Origin of the sequence: Aliarcobacter sp. (assembly GCF_041672065.1) — a bacterium.
GTDB classification, from domain to species: Bacteria; Campylobacterota; Campylobacteria; order Campylobacterales; family Arcobacteraceae; genus Aliarcobacter; species Aliarcobacter skirrowii.
Genome location: NZ_JBAZAH010000037.1, coordinates 1 through 17,380, shown reverse-complemented (window position 1 = coordinate 17,380; position 17,380 = coordinate 1). Strand labels below are relative to the sequence as shown.

Genomic DNA, 17,380 nt, shown 5'->3' with positions numbered 1-17,380 from the left:
ACTTGATAAATTCCAGCCGGAATTCTTTAAAATTGTCCGAATATAAATCGGCTAGCTGTCCGAATCAACTCCGGCAGAGTGTCCGGATGTAAATCGGCTGGCTGTCCGAATTGTTCCGGCGTATGCAGTGGATTTTTAAGATTTGAAATTAAAAGTTCTGGATTATTGTATGCACGGTTATGGTAGTTATTTGCTACATATTTTAAATCTCTTGCTTCATCTAAAAGTTCTTGACGGATTGAAAAATCATAATTTCTACTCTCATTATGAATATTTTTTGCAAAGTGTTTTAATGCAATTTCAAGTTTACCTAAACTAGCCGATATTTTTTGAAGATATTGTTTTGAAGGGTAGTATAATATTTTATAATCCATATATGCTTGGATATGTTGTGATTCAATCTTTTCAAAATCTTTTATACCCCAATGTTCTTTTAGGTAGTTGAAAAAATTGTTCCAAATACTTCTATAACTCTCCATTGTTTTATAACTTGCAACCTTTTGAAAATGTTCATGATTTGGATTAATTCTATCTTCTTTTTTAGCTCTAGATTCAAAGATTTGTTTTGCTAGTTGTGAACTTTGATAATAAACACTTCCTCTCAAAAAATTATCCTTTTGTATTTTAATTTCGATAGTTTCAGCCTCTATCATAGGCAAAAATTTGTTTAGTCAATCTGCATTTATTTTCTGATTTTTGCATCTAAATCACTAACATTTCGAGTACACTTGTTAGAAGTAAAAATTTATAATATATATTCAATAACACTCTTACAAGTTAAAGCTTGTCAAACTTCTTTGATTATTGATAGTTCAAAAAATTTCTAAATCAAAGGAAATCAAAATCTTTTGATGCTCTTTTGGTTGAGATGGTACAGAATACTCGTAAGCAATTCTTGAGCTCCAACTATAAATAACTAATGTTTTTAATAAAAAACTAAAATGATTTTAACATGAAATTTTGTTTGATATTCTCATAACTAAAAAAGAGGTAGTAACAAATGTTTTTTTCAGTTTCCTTTTTTGGGGTAATCAAACATAAGAGTGCTTTTTTGGTGGGTTTTGTGATGGTTTTGAAAATAGAGTTAAAAAACAGAAAAATAAACAAAAAACAAACAGGTGAATAAACACCTTGTTTGAAAATTTATTTTATTTTTGGTAAATTCATGAACTCTAATAACTCTTTTCTTTCATTTATTAATTTTATAAACTCTTTTTGATCGATATTGAATTCACTTTCAAAAATACAATTAAATGAATAAGTAGAGAATAGTAAGTTGAAAGTTTTTACGATTGCTTTTGCTTCAGATTTTGAAATAAAAACATGACTTTTGTTCATTAATTTAAGATTTTTTACACTTTTTAATTCTACAATTTTAAAATATTTATTATGTTCATTGCCAAGCTCAAAAAGTGCAATTTCCTCAAGCGCTTGAATCGTATCAAAAAAATTAAATGTTATTATTTCATTATTTAAAACTAGTAATATATTTAGAGTACTTTTTTTAAATTTATCATTATTATTTTCTGAAAAAATATTAAAAAAATATAGTTCATTTTTTGAACTTATTTTAATTAAATTAGCTTTTAAAAGAATATTACTCTTGTTGCTAATTTCAAAAATTTGATTTTTCATTATTTTTATTTCCTTTTTTTTCTAGTTCATTCCAAATTTCATAAACTGTAGAGTATGAAATTTGAAGCTTATGATATTTGGCAAAGTAAGTTGCAATATCTCTAAAACTCATATTTTGCTCTAACTTTAGAGTTTTTACTATTGCCCAATATCCAAGCACCTTTTGCCGTTTTATTTTGGCTTTATTGTTTTTACCTCGAAGTTTTATTGCATTGAGATTCACATCATCAAGCTTTTTTACAACCGAGTCAACTGCTAAAATAAGTGAAGACAGAGTCAAAATTGTATTATCTACATCACTATGAGCACTTTTTAACTTATAAAATATTTGCTTTTGAGTGGTAAGAATTTTTAGCTTTGTTGTGATATCTACTTTTGCAAAGAGCCTCAATTTTTGATTTTGAGCCTCTTGATCTATTTTTGTGATTTTTTCAAATAGTCTAATCATTATCTAGACCAAATATTTTTATGCAATTACTAAGATAATCAGCAACTTCTGTGATTGGAAATATATAACTTGATTTTGGACCATCCCCGCTTCGAAGATATTTAGGCACATTAAGTCCTTCTTCTATTCTGCGTGTTATTGTTTGCTCCGAGACATTAATGACTCGAGCTAATTGTGATTTTGTAAGCGTATATCCATAATCACGTTTAAGCATAACTATATATTTGTCATACTTACTCGAAACATTTGATAATTCAACTAAAAGTTTTAAATCACGTTCTTCTAAATTAGTTTTATTAAATAATTTTGAATTCATATTTATCCTTTTTGTATTATTTTGTTTTACTTTCGGCCTTAAGTATTGAAATTGTATAATTACAGATTCGTGGTATTTTCCAAATTTAGTATGAGTGAAAAAAAATATGAATGGATATGAAAAATTAAAAACAATTATCAAAGTATTTCTTAAAAGAAATCCTGTGTTTATAAATAATTCAGAGTTTGTAGAAAATAAAATTTCAAAGGATGTATTTTATGAACATTTGAAAAATTTTAAAAAAGCAAATTTTGTTATAAAACATGATAAAGAAAGCAATATTATAAATAAAAATCTTTTAAATGATGAACTATTTTTCAATAATGAATATAATGAAAAATTTTTTTCTGCACTATTTTCAAGAGAACAAGCTAAAGACTGTGAAAATACTATTAATTATTTTTTTAAGGAAATTCCTGAAAAAAATCTTTTCAACATAATTAATTTATACAGTGAAGATTTTAATAAACAAATTATTCATTTATTAGATCAAAAGAAATTGTCGTTTTTTAAAATATTATCTAGCGATGGTTATACAAATTATAAAATTTGCGAAATTCTCGATTCAAAAAATAACAAATATCATTCAGTCGTTATTTTAAAGATATTTATTCTAAAAGACTCTTGGTTTATTTGTACAAAAGATGTAAAAACTGAGGAAATACTAATTTTTAATTCAATTGATATTGAAGATGCTAAAGATCTTGATAAGAATTATACCAAAATCACGCCTAAAGAAGATATTAGTATTGCTATTGATAATTTTATTAAAAACAAAAACGTTGAAAAATCATTTTATGTAAAAATGAAAGCTGAAACTTTAAATTTTTTATTAAATTATAAATTAATTGATGAAAATTTTATTACATATAGAGAAAATTATCCTGAATTTGGTTTTATAAATAGTAATCACAAAGTAAAAAATAAACTTTTAAAAATTAATATTAATAATATTGAAAAGTACACTCCTAATTATAAATCTAATAGTTTTTCTAAAACAAATTCTAAAGAATATATTTTTTTCATTAAAACTTCAAATATTGATTTTATTTTAAACTCTCCAAACACATTACTAATTGATATTAACAAATATGACTTAGAAGATTAAAATGAACATTAATAATGAAGAAATAGAAAAATTTAATAATGACTTTGGTGATATATATTGGGAAAATATAATTAAAGATATTAAAACTAATATTTATTCTATACTAAAGAATGAATTATTGGATAATCGTTATAAAATTAAACCAAATATAAATTTAATATTTAATGAAGCTAATGAAGGAGATATATTTCCAAAAGTTATTAAGATTAATAAACATGATTTTGAGATTTTAATTAATATAAAACTTTTAAGAATTCTCAAATATTATAGTTGGTTTATTATTCAGAAAAATCCTTTTTTTGAAGGATTTAATCCAAAATACCCTTCAAAATGTAGTAATTTAGCAGATCATGTTTTTATTGTATGGATATTTCATATAATTTTTCATGAATTTGCACATATAATCAACGGTCATTTCGAAGCAATAGAGAGAACTAATAAAAATTTAATTAACTTTGAAATTGATGCAGATTGGCTTGGTACAAGACTTACAACTAATTATTTTGTAATGATTTTAAATGGTTTAATAATTAATTTAGAATTGAATAATTTATCATTAGTAAAAAACTTTTTTAGAACTATATTTTTTTTAATTTATTTATTTACAAAAATTAAAGATGATGAGAATAATAAAAACAATACTCATCCTAATTTATTATTTAGAATCACAATACTTGGTGCAAAAATTGCTGAAGTATTATTTCAAAAAAAAGATACTTCAAAGCTAGATAAAGAAAATATCTTAGAAATTGTAAATGAAATAGCATTTGAATATGCCTATTTATATCATAAAGATAATAATTTAGAAATAAAAAATGCATTAAAATTTTTCAATAATTTATATACAAATTATAAAAATTTTAAAGAGGACATAGAACTCTTCAAGTACAATTATTTTAAGTAGTAAATCTTTTTTTCCACCTTTTTTTTCTCAGTTGTCTCCCTTATACTGTTATTTTTTGAGGTGAGAAAGAAATAAAGAAGAATAATGATTTGATAGGGGAGGAAAGGAGCGGAGACAACTTGCCCCTGTAACAAACTGGATTTAACAATTTGTTACAGGTCAAGTTAAGCTATGACTCGACTTTTTCGGTCAGTCGCTTCGACATAAGTAGATTATTTTTCAGCTCATAATCTACAACACAATTACACTAGACGGTTCCCCTTATCTAGTAACCTATATCTTTATAATCCAGTATTAGCATTTTACTAATTTAAAAACCTCTGTTTTATATCTTAACTGGTAAATTTATAGGAGTGTCCTTGCTACTTTAAAAAGTAAACGGGCATCTCCAAGGTGAATCGTACCACATACACATCCTCACACCTTGCTGATTTGGTCTCTTATTTGGCTGTGATTTTTTTCGGTGAGTTCATTCTCACCTCATGTAAGTATTAATTTTATTGTAGGATTTCGCCTTACTGTGCAGTCCTTACATTCTACCGCTTAATAGTTTTATTTGAACAATATTTTATTCTCAACATTTAAGTTGCTTTTTTTAAATTAGAATGAAGTTGATTTTATTTGTGATTTATGTTAGAATGCTTTCACTTTTTTAGCAATTCTTGTAGTCGCCAAACTAACAGAGAAAGAATTGCTAGAAACCTCCTTTTTACACCTTCAAAAAATCCTCAAACAATTAAATTGTTTTAATGTCTTTAGATTTAACAAATTGAATGATTTTAAGATTTGTAAAAAAATTAGAGTGCTTTTTGGCAAGTTCACATCTAATTTAAATACTTAGAGCTTAGCAAACTTATCGAGCGATAAATCTGCTAAGCTGATGTGCCTTGCCAAGCTCTAAATATTTATTATTTGTGTAATTATATTCGATTCTATCGCACTTTACAATAAAATAATTTTAGATAAATAAAGATATTTTTTGTGGTTTATTGATTAAAATTGTTAGATAATGATTTAAAAAAAATTACAATACTAAAAAATAATACTTAAATAAATAAATTAAGTTTTTAATTTAAGTTAATTATAATATATTAGCTATTGTAATTTTACTGGAAAACTGGGATAAATATTTAAATTTTAGAATATATTTTCAAGGACTATACAAGGACTGAAGATAAAAACTAACTATGTTTTACCTTTAAAACGTCTATATACTGGTATCTAAATAGGAATATTAAAAATAACAATCGAGACTCCTAAACCCATTTTAATCCTTTGTTTTTTTATGAGCATTATTATAGACAAAAATTACAAAATAATAGATAAATAGATATTTACAAAATTTAGGTTATTTTTAACAATTTACTTAACTTTTATTTTATACATTAAGTAGTAGACTTAAAAGTTTTATTTAAAAAAAAGGAATCGCTATGAATAAACTACTCTGGGGTGTAGTTGCTGTAATTGGAGCTGTATGCTTTGGTTATTTAGCACTACAAAATGGTGAAACTGTTTCAGCTATGTACTTAGTTGTTGCAGCTGTTTGTATCTATATGATTGCATATAGATTTTATGGAAGGTTTGTTGCTTACAAAGTTTTAGAACTTGATAAAAATAGAGCAACTCCTGCTATGATTAATGATGATGGAAGAGATTATGTTCCAACAAATAGATCTGTTTTATTTGGTCATCATTTTGCAGCAATTGCAGGAGCTGGTCCACTTGTAGGTCCAATTTTAGCAGCTCAAATGGGATATCTGCCTTCAATGTTATGGATACTTGTAGGAGGTGTATTTGCAGGTGCAGTTCACGATTTTGTGGTTTTATTTATATCTTCAAGAAGAAATGGTAAATCACTGGGTGAAATTATAAAAGATGAGTTAGGAACTTTTGTTGGTGGTGTTACTATGATAGCTATATTTGGTATTATGCTAATTATTATTGCAATTTTATCAATGGTTGTTGTAAAAGCACTTGCAGAATCTCCTTGGGGACTGTTTACTATTGCTATGACTATTCCAATCGCAATTTTTATGGGTATTTATATGAGATATTTAAGACCTGGAAAAGTTGGAGAGGCTTCAGTTATTGGATTTGTACTTTTAATTTTGGCTATTCATTATGGAAGTGTTATTTCAGCAGATCCTGTTTGGGCTGCTAGATTTACTTTTGATGCTTCAACTTTAGCAATTATCATGATGGCTTATGGTTTTATAGCTGCTGTTTTACCTGTATGGTTTTTACTAGCTCCTAGAGATTATCTATCAACTTTTTTAAAAATTGGTGTAATTTTACTTATGGCTATTGCAATTGTTATTGTTGCTCCAGATATTCAAATGCCAAAGGTAAACTCTCAATACCTTGATGGAACTGGTCCAGTTTTTGCAGGTGCTATTTTTCCATTTTTATTTATTACTATTGCTTGTGGTGCTATTAGTGGTTTCCATGCTCTAATTTCAAGTGGAACAAGTCCTAAAATGCTTGAAAATGAAACACATGCACTTCCTGTTGGATATGGTTCAATGTTAATGGAGAGTGCTGTTGCTATTATGGCTTTAATTTGTGCAACAATTTTGCATCCAGGATTATATTTTGCTATTAACTCACCAGCTGCATTTATAGGAACAGATATTATTCAAGTTACGCAAACAATCTCAAGCTGGGGATTTAGTGTAACTCCTGAAGAGATAATTTCTTTAACAAAAAATATTGGTGAAGAGACAATTTTATCAAGAACAGGTGGGGCTCCAACATTTGCAATTGGGGTTGCTTTAGTTCTTCATGAACTATTTGGTGGAATTGATATGATGGCATTTTGGTATCACTTTGCAATTTTATTTGAAGCTCTGTTTATTTTAACTGCTGTTGATGCAGGTACTAGAGCTTGTAGATTTATGGTTCAAGATATTTTAGGAAATGTTTACAAACCTTTAGGAAATACAAATAACTATGCTGCTGGTATTTTAGCAACTTTTTTAAGTGTTGCTGGATGGGGATATTTCTTATACCAAGGAACAATTGATCCAAGAGGTGGAATTTATTCATTATGGCCACTATTTGGTGTAAGTAACCAAATGTTAGCTGGAATTGCTCTTTTACTTGCTACTGCTGTTTTATACAAAATGGGGAAAGCAAAATATACTTGGGTTACTGTAATTCCAGCAATTTTTGTTCTAACTGCAACAATGTATGGTGGAATTCAAAAAGTATTACCATATAAAGAGGGAGATAGAGTTCATAATGCAGTAAGTCATGTTGCAACTGCTCAAATTCACTCACAAAAAATTGTTGATTTAGAAGCAAAACTTTTAACTACAACTGATGTAGCTGAGATTGAAAAAATCCAAAATAGTATCTCTATTTCAACTCAAGTTAAGTTTTCAAATATTATAAATGCAATTTTATGTATATTCTTTATGTTTGCAACTACTTTAGTAATAATTGCAACTTTGGGAATCTGTTTTGGAAAAATTAAAATACCTTTAAAAGAGTCTCCTTATGTAAGACTTGATTCTCTTCAAAAGGCTTAAAAGTGTTTAAACATATTAAAACACTTTATGAAAAATCTGAAAAGTTTTTTCATCCCCTTGTGGGACTATCAAGTTATGAAAAATATCTTGAGCATATGAAAAGAAACCATCCAAATGATAAAGTTTTATCAAGAGGTGAATTTTTTAATGAAGCACTAGATAGAAGATATAACAGTGGTGGTTTTAAAAAGTGTTGTTAAAAAATCAAGAGTAGAGGCTCTACTAAACATACAAAAAAAGGTCAAGATTTTTTCTTGACCTTTTTTATTATCTAATTTATAGAACTATTTTCTTTTAAAGCTTTGGCTCTTTTTTTCTTTATTCTGTCATAATAAAGCATATATCCTGTTATTACAAATAGTGCCATTAATGAAGATGCTAAAAACATCAAAAGTTGTCCAATCCAACCAAAATACTCTCCACTATGAAGAGGTAACATACTACTCATAAGTTGTTCATTTAATTTTTTATCTTCAAATTTAGAATCTTTTACAACAGCTAATTTTGAAATATCTATTTGCATAGAGTTTGATTCTCTAAAGTGAGTTGCATCTGCATATAAATATGTTATTGTGTATAAGCCATCTTTATTTGGTGTTAATGATAATCTTGCATTTTTATAATCTTTTGAAACATTTTGATTAAATATATCAACTACTTTTTGATGATTATCAAAACTAATAGCTTTTATATCCTCTTTTTTATCTATTTTTGTTTGTTGAGAAGATGCTGCTCTTTTTGGTTGTTCAACTTGCATCACCGTAAACATAGCACTTCTATACCAATCATACGACCAGTAAAGTCCTGTTAGACATAAAAGTAAGAAAAATGGAATAACCCACATACCAACAGCACTATGCATAGTTGATACAAAAGCTCTTTTTTTATGTTTAAAACTAAATGTAAAGCTATTTAAAAAGTTTCTTTTAACTCTTGGCCAATATACAACTAATCCACCTATAGTTAAAATTAAACAAACAATAGTTGTAATAGCAACTATATTTTTACCAATAGTTCTAGCCTCTTTCTCAAAAGCTAACCATCTGTGCAAAACAAAAAAGAATTGAAAAAAATCCTTCCCTTTAATATCTGGCAAAACCTCAGCTGTATAAGGATTTATAAATATATTTTTACCTTTTCTATTATTTGGAACTGCTAGGTTTAAGACTACACTTTCACTTTTATCACTTGAAAAAGAGATGCTATTTATCTTTGCATCTTTATTTAAATATTGATACTTTTCTAAAATCTCTTGAGTTGTTAAGATTTGTTTATCTGCTGGAATTTTTACACTATATGTATCTTTATTTATAAATCTTAATATCTCTTTTTCATAAGATAAAATTGCTCCTGAAATACCTACAATAAACAAAGTAAGTCCAAAAACTATCCCCAACAACCAGTGAAGTTGAAACCAAAATGACTTATGCATAATATATGCTCCTTTTTATAAATTAAATTTGAATACTACTAAATCAACTTTAATACTACTTTAACAAATCAATAATTAGTATTATTTTTCATTATCATTCAATTTAAATACTTGATTAATTGCAGGAAATAAGGCTTCAATATGTGAAGCATTTGAGATATGCAAAATAGATATTTCTAATATAATGAAACCTATTTTTAATAAGAATAGTATATTTATTAGTTTTGAAATTAAAAATTGATAATGCAGGTGGTATAGAAAATAAAAATATAAACCATATTTTTGAGCCTTACTTTACAACAAAAGAAAAAGGGAGTGGTATAGGTCTTTATATGTCAAAAATGATAATTGAAAATCATTTCAAAGGAACAATAGAGGCAAAAAACATGCCATCAGGGGCTTGTTTTTCTATTTTGATATAAAATTTAGTTATAAATTTGAAAAATGTTTAAATATTATTTTTAATAAACATCAAAAGTTTTTGACTCTAAGCCACTCTCTCTTAACTTTTTACAAATTGGTAAATCTTTAACTAAATCTACATCTAGCTCAATTTTTAAACCATTTATACTATTTTTTATCTCTAAACTAACACAAGAGTTTTTATCACTCATTCTTAGTTTTTCAATATCCCAATTTGTAGAACCTATATTTAAAACATCATTTATATCTTCAATTTTTTGATTCAACAAATAGTAGCTTTGAATAGAGTTTATTGCTGTAGAGATATCTCTTTTTAATGTTGATACCAAAGCACTATCTTTTGTATCCATAAGTTTTGGAGCAGCAAATGAGACTATTATTCCCAAAATTACAATCACAAATATAATCTCAATCAAAGAAAAAGCTTTTTTCATTTTATGCTCCTTGTGTAAATTTAAAAAATATCTGGAAAATCTACCTTTGTCTCTTTTGATGTATCAACAATTGATTCAAAAACAACCTCAACAGGTGCTGCACCAAAGTTTTCATTCTCTTTATCCATAAACTTAGTCAAAGATTTATGAAAATCCAGTTTAACTGTAGCAATTGGTCCATTTCTTTGTTTTCCAATTATTATTTCAGCCTCTTCAATAGGTCTGTCTATAAATTTAGATTTATAATCCTCACCCCTATCTTTTGCCTCTTTCTCTTTTCTGGCCTCATCTCTTTGCTTATAAACATCATCTCTGTAAACAAACATTATAATATCAGCATCCTGCTCAATTGCTCCTGATTCTCTTAAATCACTTAACATTGGTCTTTTATCAGGTCTATTTTCTAATCCCCTATTTAATTGAGAGAGTGCCACAATCGGAATTTTAAGCTCACGCGCAAGCATTTTAAGACCTCTTGAAATATCAGAAACCTCTTGATGTCTATCTTTATTTCCAAGACCTTGCATAAGTTGAAGATAATCGATAATTACAAGGCTAATATTATTCTCTTGATTTTGAGCAAGTTTTCGCACTCTTGCACGAAGTTGATTAATATTTATACTTCCACCATCATCAACAAATAGTTTTTTACTATTTAAATCATCAAAAGCAGCACTTAAAATAGACCACTCTTTATCATCCATATCACCTTTTCTAAGATTTTGTAAAGGAATTGATGTTTTTGTAGCAAGCATTCTTAGCATCAGCTGTTCAGCTGGCATCTCAAGTGAGAAAAATATTACACCTTTTCCTCTTTCAACATTTTTTAAAGCCATATTTAAAACAAGTGCAGTTTTTCCCATGGCTGGACGTGCAGCAATAATTACTAAATCACCCTCATTTAATCCTGTTGTTCTTTTATCAAGTGAATCAAAACCTGTTGTTTGACCAATTAGATATTTATTACCAAGTAGTTTCATCTTTTTAATATAATCTAAAGTATCACTTGTAACAGTTTGCATATCTTTTAATTCACTAGTAGCACTATTTGTAGATATTTTATAAAGCTCTCCTTGAATAGTATCTAAAGCTTCATTTGCACTAACCTCATCTTCAATTGCAACTTTTTTTATTGTTGTTGCAAGTGTTGCTAACTCTCTTTTTACAGCACTATCTTTTATCTCTCTTACATAAGCAGCTGTATTTGTAATAGGATTTGCACTTAAAATTTCAAGTAAAACTTGATCATCTGCACTTTTCTTATCAACCCTATTTCTTACAAAATCCTCATCAATTGGCATATCTTCTTCATGAAGTTTTACCATTGCTTCAAAAATAGCCCTATGAGCTGGAAGATAAAAATCCTTAGGTTTTAAAACTCCTAAAACATCCTCTAGCTCTTCAGGGTTAAAGAAGATTGAACTTAAAACAGCTCTTTCAATGTTTATGCTATAAATACTATCCATTATGCTTTTCTTTTCGCTTCAAATTCAACTTCTTCAACAAACTTGTCTATTAAAGCATCACCACTTAATTTTGCAATAATCTCACCTTTTTTCATAACAAGCCCACTTCCTTTTCCAAAAGCAATTGCAACATCAGCACTTTTTGCCTCTCCAATAGCATTTACAACACAACCCATAACTGAAACATCAAGAGGAGTTTTAATATGAGCTGTTCTTCTCTCAACCTCTGCAACAGCACTTACTAAATCAGCTTCAATTCTTCCACAAGTTGGACAAGATATAATATTTAAACCCTCTTTTAAAACTCCAGCATCTTTTAAAATAGCTCGACCTACTTTAATCTCCTCTTCAAGCTCTCCTGTCATAGAGACTCTTAAAGTATCTCCAATACCATCTAAAATCAGACTTCCAAGAGCAATTGATGATTTTATTGTAGAGTGAAAAGCAGTTCCAGCTTCAGTTACCCCTAAATGAAATGGATAGTTATTCATAGGTCTTAACATTCTATAAGCTTCAACTGTTCTTTGAACATCAGAGGCTTTTAGTGATATTTTAATATCTGTAAAGCCCAAATCTTCAAGATATTTGATATTATAATCAGCACTTGCAACCATACCTTTTGGTGTTTGACCATATTTGTTCTCAAACTCTTTTTCTAAACTTCCACAGTTTACTCCAACTCTAATTGGGATATTTCGTTCATTACAAGCTTTTACAACCTCTTGAACTCTTTTTTTATCTCCAATATTTCCTGGATTTATTCTAATACAATCAACAACTTCTGCAGCAATTAATGCTAGTTTATAGTGAAAATGAATATCTGCAACAATTGGTATTTGTACTTGCTTTTTTATCTCTTTTAAAGCTTCTGCATCTTCAATATGAGGAACAGCGACTCTTACAATATCAGCTCCTGCAAAATGAAGTCTAGTTATCTGCTCAACAGTAGCTTTAATATCTGATGTTTTACTAAATGTCATAGATTGAACACTTATTGGTGCATCACCACCAATTAGGACATTTCCTACTTTTATCTGTTTTGTTGGGTATCTTTTAATCATAAGTGTGATTTTATCTAAAATAAATTAAATAGAAGTGAAGTTTAATTTATAAATAAGAGATTATTTTATATGCTTAGCCTTTATTAAAAAATTATCATAAGAGCAAAAATTGGAAAGAAAAAAAAGTATTTATCTAATAGGTTTAGGTTTTATCGTATCTGTAATTTTAGCAGTAGTTTTAACAAATATATATATAAATAGTAAACAATCAAAGCTATTAAAATCTATTTATGATAGTACAAATAAAAATATATTTGAAAAAACTCAAAATTTAATAAATGATAAACAAAATACATCTTTGGCAATTGCAATTGCTTTATCAAAAGATGAAAATCTTTATAATCACCTGAAAAATAGAACTTTTAAAGATTTAAATTATGAAAAAATTGCAAAATTAATAGAGACACATTCAAAATATAAAAATATTTGGATTCAAATTTTTGATAAAAATTTAAATAGCGTTTATAGATCATGGACAAATATAAGAGGGAATCTTAAATTTAGACCTGATTTAAAAAAATTATCCTCACTTCAAAATATATCAACTTCAATTAGTGCTGGGCTTTTTAATGTTGGAATAAAAGCAAGAACCCCAATATTTGATGAAGATGGAAAATTTCAAGGAGCTTTAGAAGTTGTTACACATTTTGATTCAATAACAGAAGATTTAAATAAAAATAGCATATCTCCTGTTGTAATAGCAGACAAAAGTATTAGAAAAAACCTTACAAATCCTTTATTATCAAAGCTTTTTATAGATGACTATTATATTGCAAATGCAAATGTTGATATAGATTTATACAACTACATAAAAAATAATGGAATTGAAAAATATATAAATATAGATTCTTATATTGTTGAAAATGGTTACTTAATATCTAAATATCCACTCTTTAATGAAAATGGAGAGAATCTAGCTTATATATTAAATTTTATTAAACTAAATAGCATAAATTTAGAGAGCTTAAACCATATAAAAATTCAAAGTGTTTTAGCTTCATTTATAGCTTTAACAATACTTTTTGCCCTGTTTTTAGCATACTATATAAAAAATGTAAGATATGAAGATAGAAAAAATAGAATCATTTTAGATTCTCAACCAAATATTATAATTATTACAGATGGTGAAAAAATTGTAACTGCAAATCAACAACTTTTTAACTTCTTTCCAAGTGTGAAAAATATAGATGAGTTTAGGAATAAATATGTTTGTATATGTTATACATTTGAAGATATGAAAAATGATGAGTATCTAAAAAATAGATTTTATGATGGTAAAAATTGGGCTGAATATCTATTTACAAACAACAATAAATCATTTAAAGTTGCAATTAAAAACTCAAATAATGAACTAAGACACTTTAGTGTTAAAGCATCTACACAAAAAATTGATTCAACTTTCTTAATTACATTTATAGATATTACAAATGAGATTTTACAAATTGAAAAAGAGAAAAATGAACAAAAATTAATATTTCAACAATCAAAAATAAATGCAATTGAGAGAACTTTGAATAATATTGCACACCACTGGAGGCAGCCTTTGAGTGTTATTAGTACAATTTCAAGTGGAATGAGACTAAAAGAGGAGTTAAATCAACTAGAAAAAAATGAGATTTTAGAATCTTGCGATAAAATAATGCTAAATACAAAAAAATTATCAAAAACCATAGAAAACTTCTCTACTTTTTTTGATAAAGATGCTAAAAATAGCTCTTCAATAGTTGAAATTATAAATAGTGTAATATCTTTTTTTGAAACAATTTTTGAAGAAAATGGTATTGAATGTAAGTTTACACATAATAATGATTTAATGATAGAGTGCAATAAAAATGATTTTACAGACTCTATTTTAAATATTATTGATAACTCAATTTATGCTTTAAACAGTGAGAAAAACTTAGAAAAAAAAGTTATTTTAATAGATTTTTCAAATAAAGAGCTATCAATTCAAGATAGTGCAAATGGTATAGATGAAGATATCTTACCAAAGGTTTTTGAACCATATTTCACAACAAAACATAACTCTTATGGAATTGGTCTTGGTCTATATACTGTTCATGAATTTTTTGTAAAAACATTAAATTTGACAATACAACTAGAGAATAAAAAATTTATTTATGATGGTAAAAACCTCAAAGGCTTGAACATTGTAATAAATTTTAATTAAACTTTAATTTTATCTTTTTTAGATAAAATTCACGAATTATTCAAAAAAGGAACTTTTATGCAAGATATTGCAATGTTTGATATAGTAATTATTTTAATTACTCTTTTTTTAGGGTTAAAGGGCTTATTTAAAGGTTTTATAAAAGAGGTTTTTGGTCTTTTAGGTATTGTTGGTGCTATATTTATAGCTTCTAGGATATCTTTAGAGGTTGGAAATGTTGTAGCTTCTGTTTTAAATATAGAGAATGAATCTACAATAAAACTTTTAGGTTTTATAATATCTGTTATTGCTATTTGGTTTGTTATTTATAGTTTAGGTATTATTGTTAGCAAGATTTTTAGTGCAAGTGGACTTGGAATATTTGATAGAGTTTTAGGATTTATTTTTGGTGCTGCAAAAGTATTTTTAATTTTCTCAATTATAGCTTATGCTATAAACTCAATTGATTCATTTAAAAAATCAATAGATGAAAATTTCTCAAACTCTATAGTTATGCCACATTTAATAAGTGTTGGTTCATACATTATGAAACTTGATACAAACTCTATTAAAGAGCAACTAAATGAAGGTACAAAAGAGATTCAAGAAGATATTTCAACTGTGATTGAAGGTGCAAAAGATGAGGCAGTTCAAATGGAGCAACAAGCAAGTGATTTTATAAAAGAGAAAGCAGCGCAAGAGTTTGAAAAAGAGTTAAATAGACAAAAACAGCAGTTTGAAGATGAATTAAAAAGTCAAAAAGATAGATTTGATAGTGTTAATAATCAAAATAAAGAGGATTAAAAAAGGATTAAAAATTGTTTGAAAATAGATTTATACAACAAAGAATAGAGAAAGCTGAAAATTTAAGAAATTTAGGAATAAACCCTTACCCAAATGATAGTAAAAGAGATTGTACAATTGCAAAATATTTAAATGTAAATAGTGATGTATTTAAATTAGAGTCAAAAAGAGATGAGAATAGAAACTATACAATATCAGGAAGAATAAAACTTTTTAGACTTATGGGAAAAGCTAGTTTTTTAAAAATTGAAGATGAAAGCGGTGTTTTACAAGTTTATGTAGCAAGAGATAATTTAGAAGAGAATTTTTATAATGATATTTTCAAAAAATTTGTAGAAGTTGGAGACATTGTTGAAGTTAGTGGTTATCCATTTGTAACAGGTCATGGAGAGTTATCACTTCTTGTTACAAACTTAAAAATTCTTACAAAAGCTATATCTCCTCTTCCAGAAAAATATCATGGAATTCAAGATAAAGAGCTAAGATATAGACAAAGATATTTAGATTTAATTATGAATAGTGAAGTGAGAAAAACTTTTCATATTAGAAGTAAAGTAATTTCACTTACTAGAAGATTTTTTGAAGCAAAAGGTTTCTTAGAAGTTGAAACTCCTATGATGCATCCAATTGCAGGTGGAGCAAATGCTAAACCATTTGTTACTCATCACAATGCTTTAGGAATTGATAGATTTTTAAGAATTGCACCAGAACTTTATTTAAAAAGATTAATTGTTGGTGGATTTGAAGCTGTATTTGAGATAAATAGAAACTTTAGAAATGAAGGAATGGATGCAACACATAATCCTGAATTTACTTCAATAGAGTTTTATTGGGCATATAAAACTTATGAAGATTTAATTGAACTTACAATTGAGTATTTTGAATATCTATTTGAAAATTTAGATCTTCCAAAAATTCTTCCTTATGGTGATTTTAAAATAGATTTTAATAAATTTACACAAATTCCACTAATTCAATCTTTATATGAAATTGGTGGAGTTCCACAAGATATAGTTGAAGATAAAGAGAAAATTTTAGAGTTTTTAAGAGCAAATAAACTTGAAGCAAATTCAAAATTAAATCTTGGACAACTTCAAGGTGAACTATTTGATGAGTTTGTTGAAGCAAAACTTATTAATCCAACATTTATTACAGAGTATCCAGTTGATATCTCTCCACTTGCAAGAAGAAATGATGTAAAACCTCACTTAACAGAGAGATTTGAGTTGTTTATAGCTGGAAAAGAGATTGCAAATGCATTTAGTGAGTTAAATGATCCACTTGACCAATTAGGAAGATTTGAAGCTCAAATGGCTGCAAAAGATAGTGGAGATGATGAAGCTCATGAGATGGATGAGGATTTTGTAAATGCTCTATCTTATGGTATGGCCCCAACTGCTGGTCAAGGTATTGGAATTGATAGACTTGTAATGATGCTTACAAATCAACACTCTATTAGAGATGTTTTACTTTTTCCAGCAATGAAACCTGTAAAACAAGAGATTGATTTACATAGTGAAGATGAAGAGAAATAAAAATTGGAGAAAAATATGAACTACATAACAAACGATAATTTAGAAGTAGCAGATATTGAAGTATTTGAGATAGTTGAAGCAGAACTAAAAAGACAAACAAATCATCTTGAGATGATTGCAAGTGAGAACTTTACA

General features: G+C 27.1%; 17 protein-coding genes. 9 read left to right on the top strand and 8 right to left on the bottom strand.

Annotation, left to right across the window (positions count from 1 at the left end):
- Positions 1–26: 26 nt before the first annotated feature.
- The 4 genes from WC168_RS06730 to WC168_RS06715 all read right to left on the bottom strand — a co-directional run bounded on the left by WC168_RS06730 (position 27) and on the right by WC168_RS06715 (position 2,399).
- Positions 27–605, bottom strand: coding sequence for a hypothetical protein (locus WC168_RS06730; RefSeq protein ID WP_372618268.1), 579 nt, complete (start codon positions 603–605; stop codon positions 27–29).
- A gap of 538 nt (positions 606–1,143) precedes the next feature.
- Complete coding sequence (locus WC168_RS06725) at positions 1,144–1,635, bottom strand: hypothetical protein (protein WP_372618266.1); 492 nt, start codon at positions 1,633–1,635, stop codon at positions 1,144–1,146.
- The gene (locus WC168_RS06720; protein ID WP_372618264.1) at positions 1,616–2,083 is read right to left on the bottom strand and encodes a hypothetical protein; all 468 of its coding nucleotides are present in this window, start codon (positions 2,081–2,083) and stop codon (positions 1,616–1,618) included. Before WC168_RS06720 ends, WC168_RS06725 begins: the two co-directional genes overlap by 20 nt.
- On the bottom strand, positions 2,076–2,399 hold the full coding sequence (locus tag WC168_RS06715; RefSeq protein ID WP_066177576.1) for a hypothetical protein: 324 nt from the start codon (positions 2,397–2,399) through the stop codon (positions 2,076–2,078). Before WC168_RS06715 ends, WC168_RS06720 begins: the two co-directional genes overlap by 8 nt.
- A 94-nt stretch (positions 2,400–2,493) precedes the next feature.
- Here WC168_RS06715 and WC168_RS06710 point away from each other — a divergent pair, with 94 nt between their 5' ends.
- The 4 genes from WC168_RS06710 to kcuS all read left to right on the top strand — a co-directional run bounded on the left by WC168_RS06710 (position 2,494) and on the right by kcuS (position 8,141).
- Positions 2,494–3,507, top strand: coding sequence for a hypothetical protein (locus tag WC168_RS06710; RefSeq protein WP_372618262.1), 1,014 nt, complete (start codon positions 2,494–2,496; stop codon positions 3,505–3,507).
- 1 nt (position 3,508) lies between these two features.
- The gene (locus tag WC168_RS06705; RefSeq protein WP_109158798.1) at positions 3,509–4,411 is read left to right on the top strand and encodes a hypothetical protein; all 903 of its coding nucleotides are present in this window, start codon (positions 3,509–3,511) and stop codon (positions 4,409–4,411) included.
- A gap of 1,430 nt (positions 4,412–5,841) precedes the next feature.
- Positions 5,842–7,941, top strand: coding sequence for a carbon starvation CstA family protein (locus WC168_RS06700; protein ID WP_372618260.1), 2,100 nt, complete (start codon positions 5,842–5,844; stop codon positions 7,939–7,941).
- Between the two features lie 2 nt (positions 7,942–7,943).
- Positions 7,944–8,141, top strand: a complete 198-nt coding sequence (gene kcuS, locus WC168_RS06695) for a KCU-star family selenoprotein (RefSeq protein WP_066158949.1) — start codon at positions 7,944–7,946, stop codon at positions 8,139–8,141.
- A 71-nt stretch (positions 8,142–8,212) separates the two neighbouring features.
- Here the strand turns inward: kcuS and WC168_RS06690 are convergent, their stop codons facing one another.
- Positions 8,213–9,373 (bottom strand): PepSY-associated TM helix domain-containing protein, encoded by a 1,161-nt coding sequence (locus tag WC168_RS06690; RefSeq protein WP_372618258.1) that lies wholly within the window; start codon positions 9,371–9,373, stop codon positions 8,213–8,215.
- A gap of 224 nt (positions 9,374–9,597) precedes the next feature.
- On the opposite strand from WC168_RS06690, the gene WC168_RS06685 reads away from it, so the two are divergent.
- Positions 9,598–9,795, top strand: coding sequence for an ATP-binding protein (locus tag WC168_RS06685; RefSeq protein ID WP_372618256.1), 198 nt, complete (start codon positions 9,598–9,600; stop codon positions 9,793–9,795).
- Between the two features lie 39 nt (positions 9,796–9,834).
- Here the strand turns inward: WC168_RS06685 and WC168_RS06680 are convergent, their stop codons facing one another.
- The 3 genes from WC168_RS06680 to ispG are packed head-to-tail and all read right to left on the bottom strand — an operon-like array spanning position 9,835 to position 12,757.
- Positions 9,835–10,230, bottom strand: a complete 396-nt coding sequence (locus WC168_RS06680) for a type II secretion system protein (RefSeq protein WP_066158953.1) — start codon at positions 10,228–10,230, stop codon at positions 9,835–9,837.
- A 20-nt stretch (positions 10,231–10,250) separates the two neighbouring features.
- Positions 10,251–11,696, bottom strand: coding sequence for a replicative DNA helicase (locus WC168_RS06675; RefSeq protein ID WP_372618254.1), 1,446 nt, complete (start codon positions 11,694–11,696; stop codon positions 10,251–10,253).
- The gene (gene ispG / locus WC168_RS06670) at positions 11,696–12,757 is read right to left on the bottom strand and encodes a flavodoxin-dependent (E)-4-hydroxy-3-methylbut-2-enyl-diphosphate synthase (RefSeq protein WP_066158959.1); all 1,062 of its coding nucleotides are present in this window, start codon (positions 12,755–12,757) and stop codon (positions 11,696–11,698) included. Before ispG ends, WC168_RS06675 begins: the two co-directional genes overlap by 1 nt.
- Positions 12,758–12,866: 109 nt before the next feature.
- Between ispG and WC168_RS06665 the strand changes: the two genes are divergently transcribed.
- The 4 genes from WC168_RS06665 to WC168_RS06650 form a co-directional block, all read left to right on the top strand.
- Positions 12,867–14,927: a sensor histidine kinase gene (locus WC168_RS06665; protein WP_372618252.1), complete on the top strand. Its 2,061-nt coding sequence runs from the start codon at positions 12,867–12,869 to the stop codon at positions 14,925–14,927.
- Positions 14,928–14,984: 57 nt separating this feature from the next.
- Positions 14,985–15,710, top strand: a complete 726-nt coding sequence (locus WC168_RS06660; RefSeq protein WP_372618250.1) for a CvpA family protein — start codon at positions 14,985–14,987, stop codon at positions 15,708–15,710.
- Positions 15,711–15,724: 14 nt separating this feature from the next.
- On the top strand, positions 15,725–17,245 hold the full coding sequence (gene lysS / locus WC168_RS06655) for a lysine--tRNA ligase (protein WP_372618247.1): 1,521 nt from the start codon (positions 15,725–15,727) through the stop codon (positions 17,243–17,245).
- A 15-nt stretch (positions 17,246–17,260) separates the two neighbouring features.
- Positions 17,261–17,380: hypothetical protein (locus WC168_RS06650; RefSeq protein ID WP_372618270.1), on the top strand; the 120-nt coding region annotated here is incomplete at its 3' end.

Excerpts from the sequence above, each read along its gene's own strand:
- WC168_RS06725 (WP_372618266.1), bottom strand. The coding sequence starts at position 1,635 with ATGAAAAATCAAATTTTTGAAATTAGCAACAAGAGTAATATTCTTTTA.
- WC168_RS06720 (WP_372618264.1), bottom strand. The coding sequence starts at position 2,083 with ATGATTAGACTATTTGAAAAAATCACAAAAATAGATCAAGAGGCTCAA.
- WC168_RS06715 (WP_066177576.1), bottom strand. The coding sequence starts at position 2,399 with ATGAATTCAAAATTATTTAATAAAACTAATTTAGAAGAACGTGATTTA.
- WC168_RS06705 (WP_109158798.1), top strand. The coding sequence starts at position 3,509 with ATGAACATTAATAATGAAGAAATAGAAAAATTTAATAATGACTTTGGT.
- WC168_RS06700 (WP_372618260.1), top strand. The coding sequence starts at position 5,842 with ATGAATAAACTACTCTGGGGTGTAGTTGCTGTAATTGGAGCTGTATGC.
- WC168_RS06690 (WP_372618258.1), bottom strand. The coding sequence starts at position 9,373 with ATGCATAAGTCATTTTGGTTTCAACTTCACTGGTTGTTGGGGATAGTT.
- WC168_RS06680 (WP_066158953.1), bottom strand. The coding sequence starts at position 10,230 with ATGAAAAAAGCTTTTTCTTTGATTGAGATTATATTTGTGATTGTAATT.
- WC168_RS06675 (WP_372618254.1), bottom strand. The coding sequence starts at position 11,696 with ATGGATAGTATTTATAGCATAAACATTGAAAGAGCTGTTTTAAGTTCA.
- ispG (WP_066158959.1), bottom strand. The coding sequence starts at position 12,757 with ATGATTAAAAGATACCCAACAAAACAGATAAAAGTAGGAAATGTCCTA.
- WC168_RS06660 (WP_372618250.1), top strand. The coding sequence starts at position 14,985 with ATGCAAGATATTGCAATGTTTGATATAGTAATTATTTTAATTACTCTT.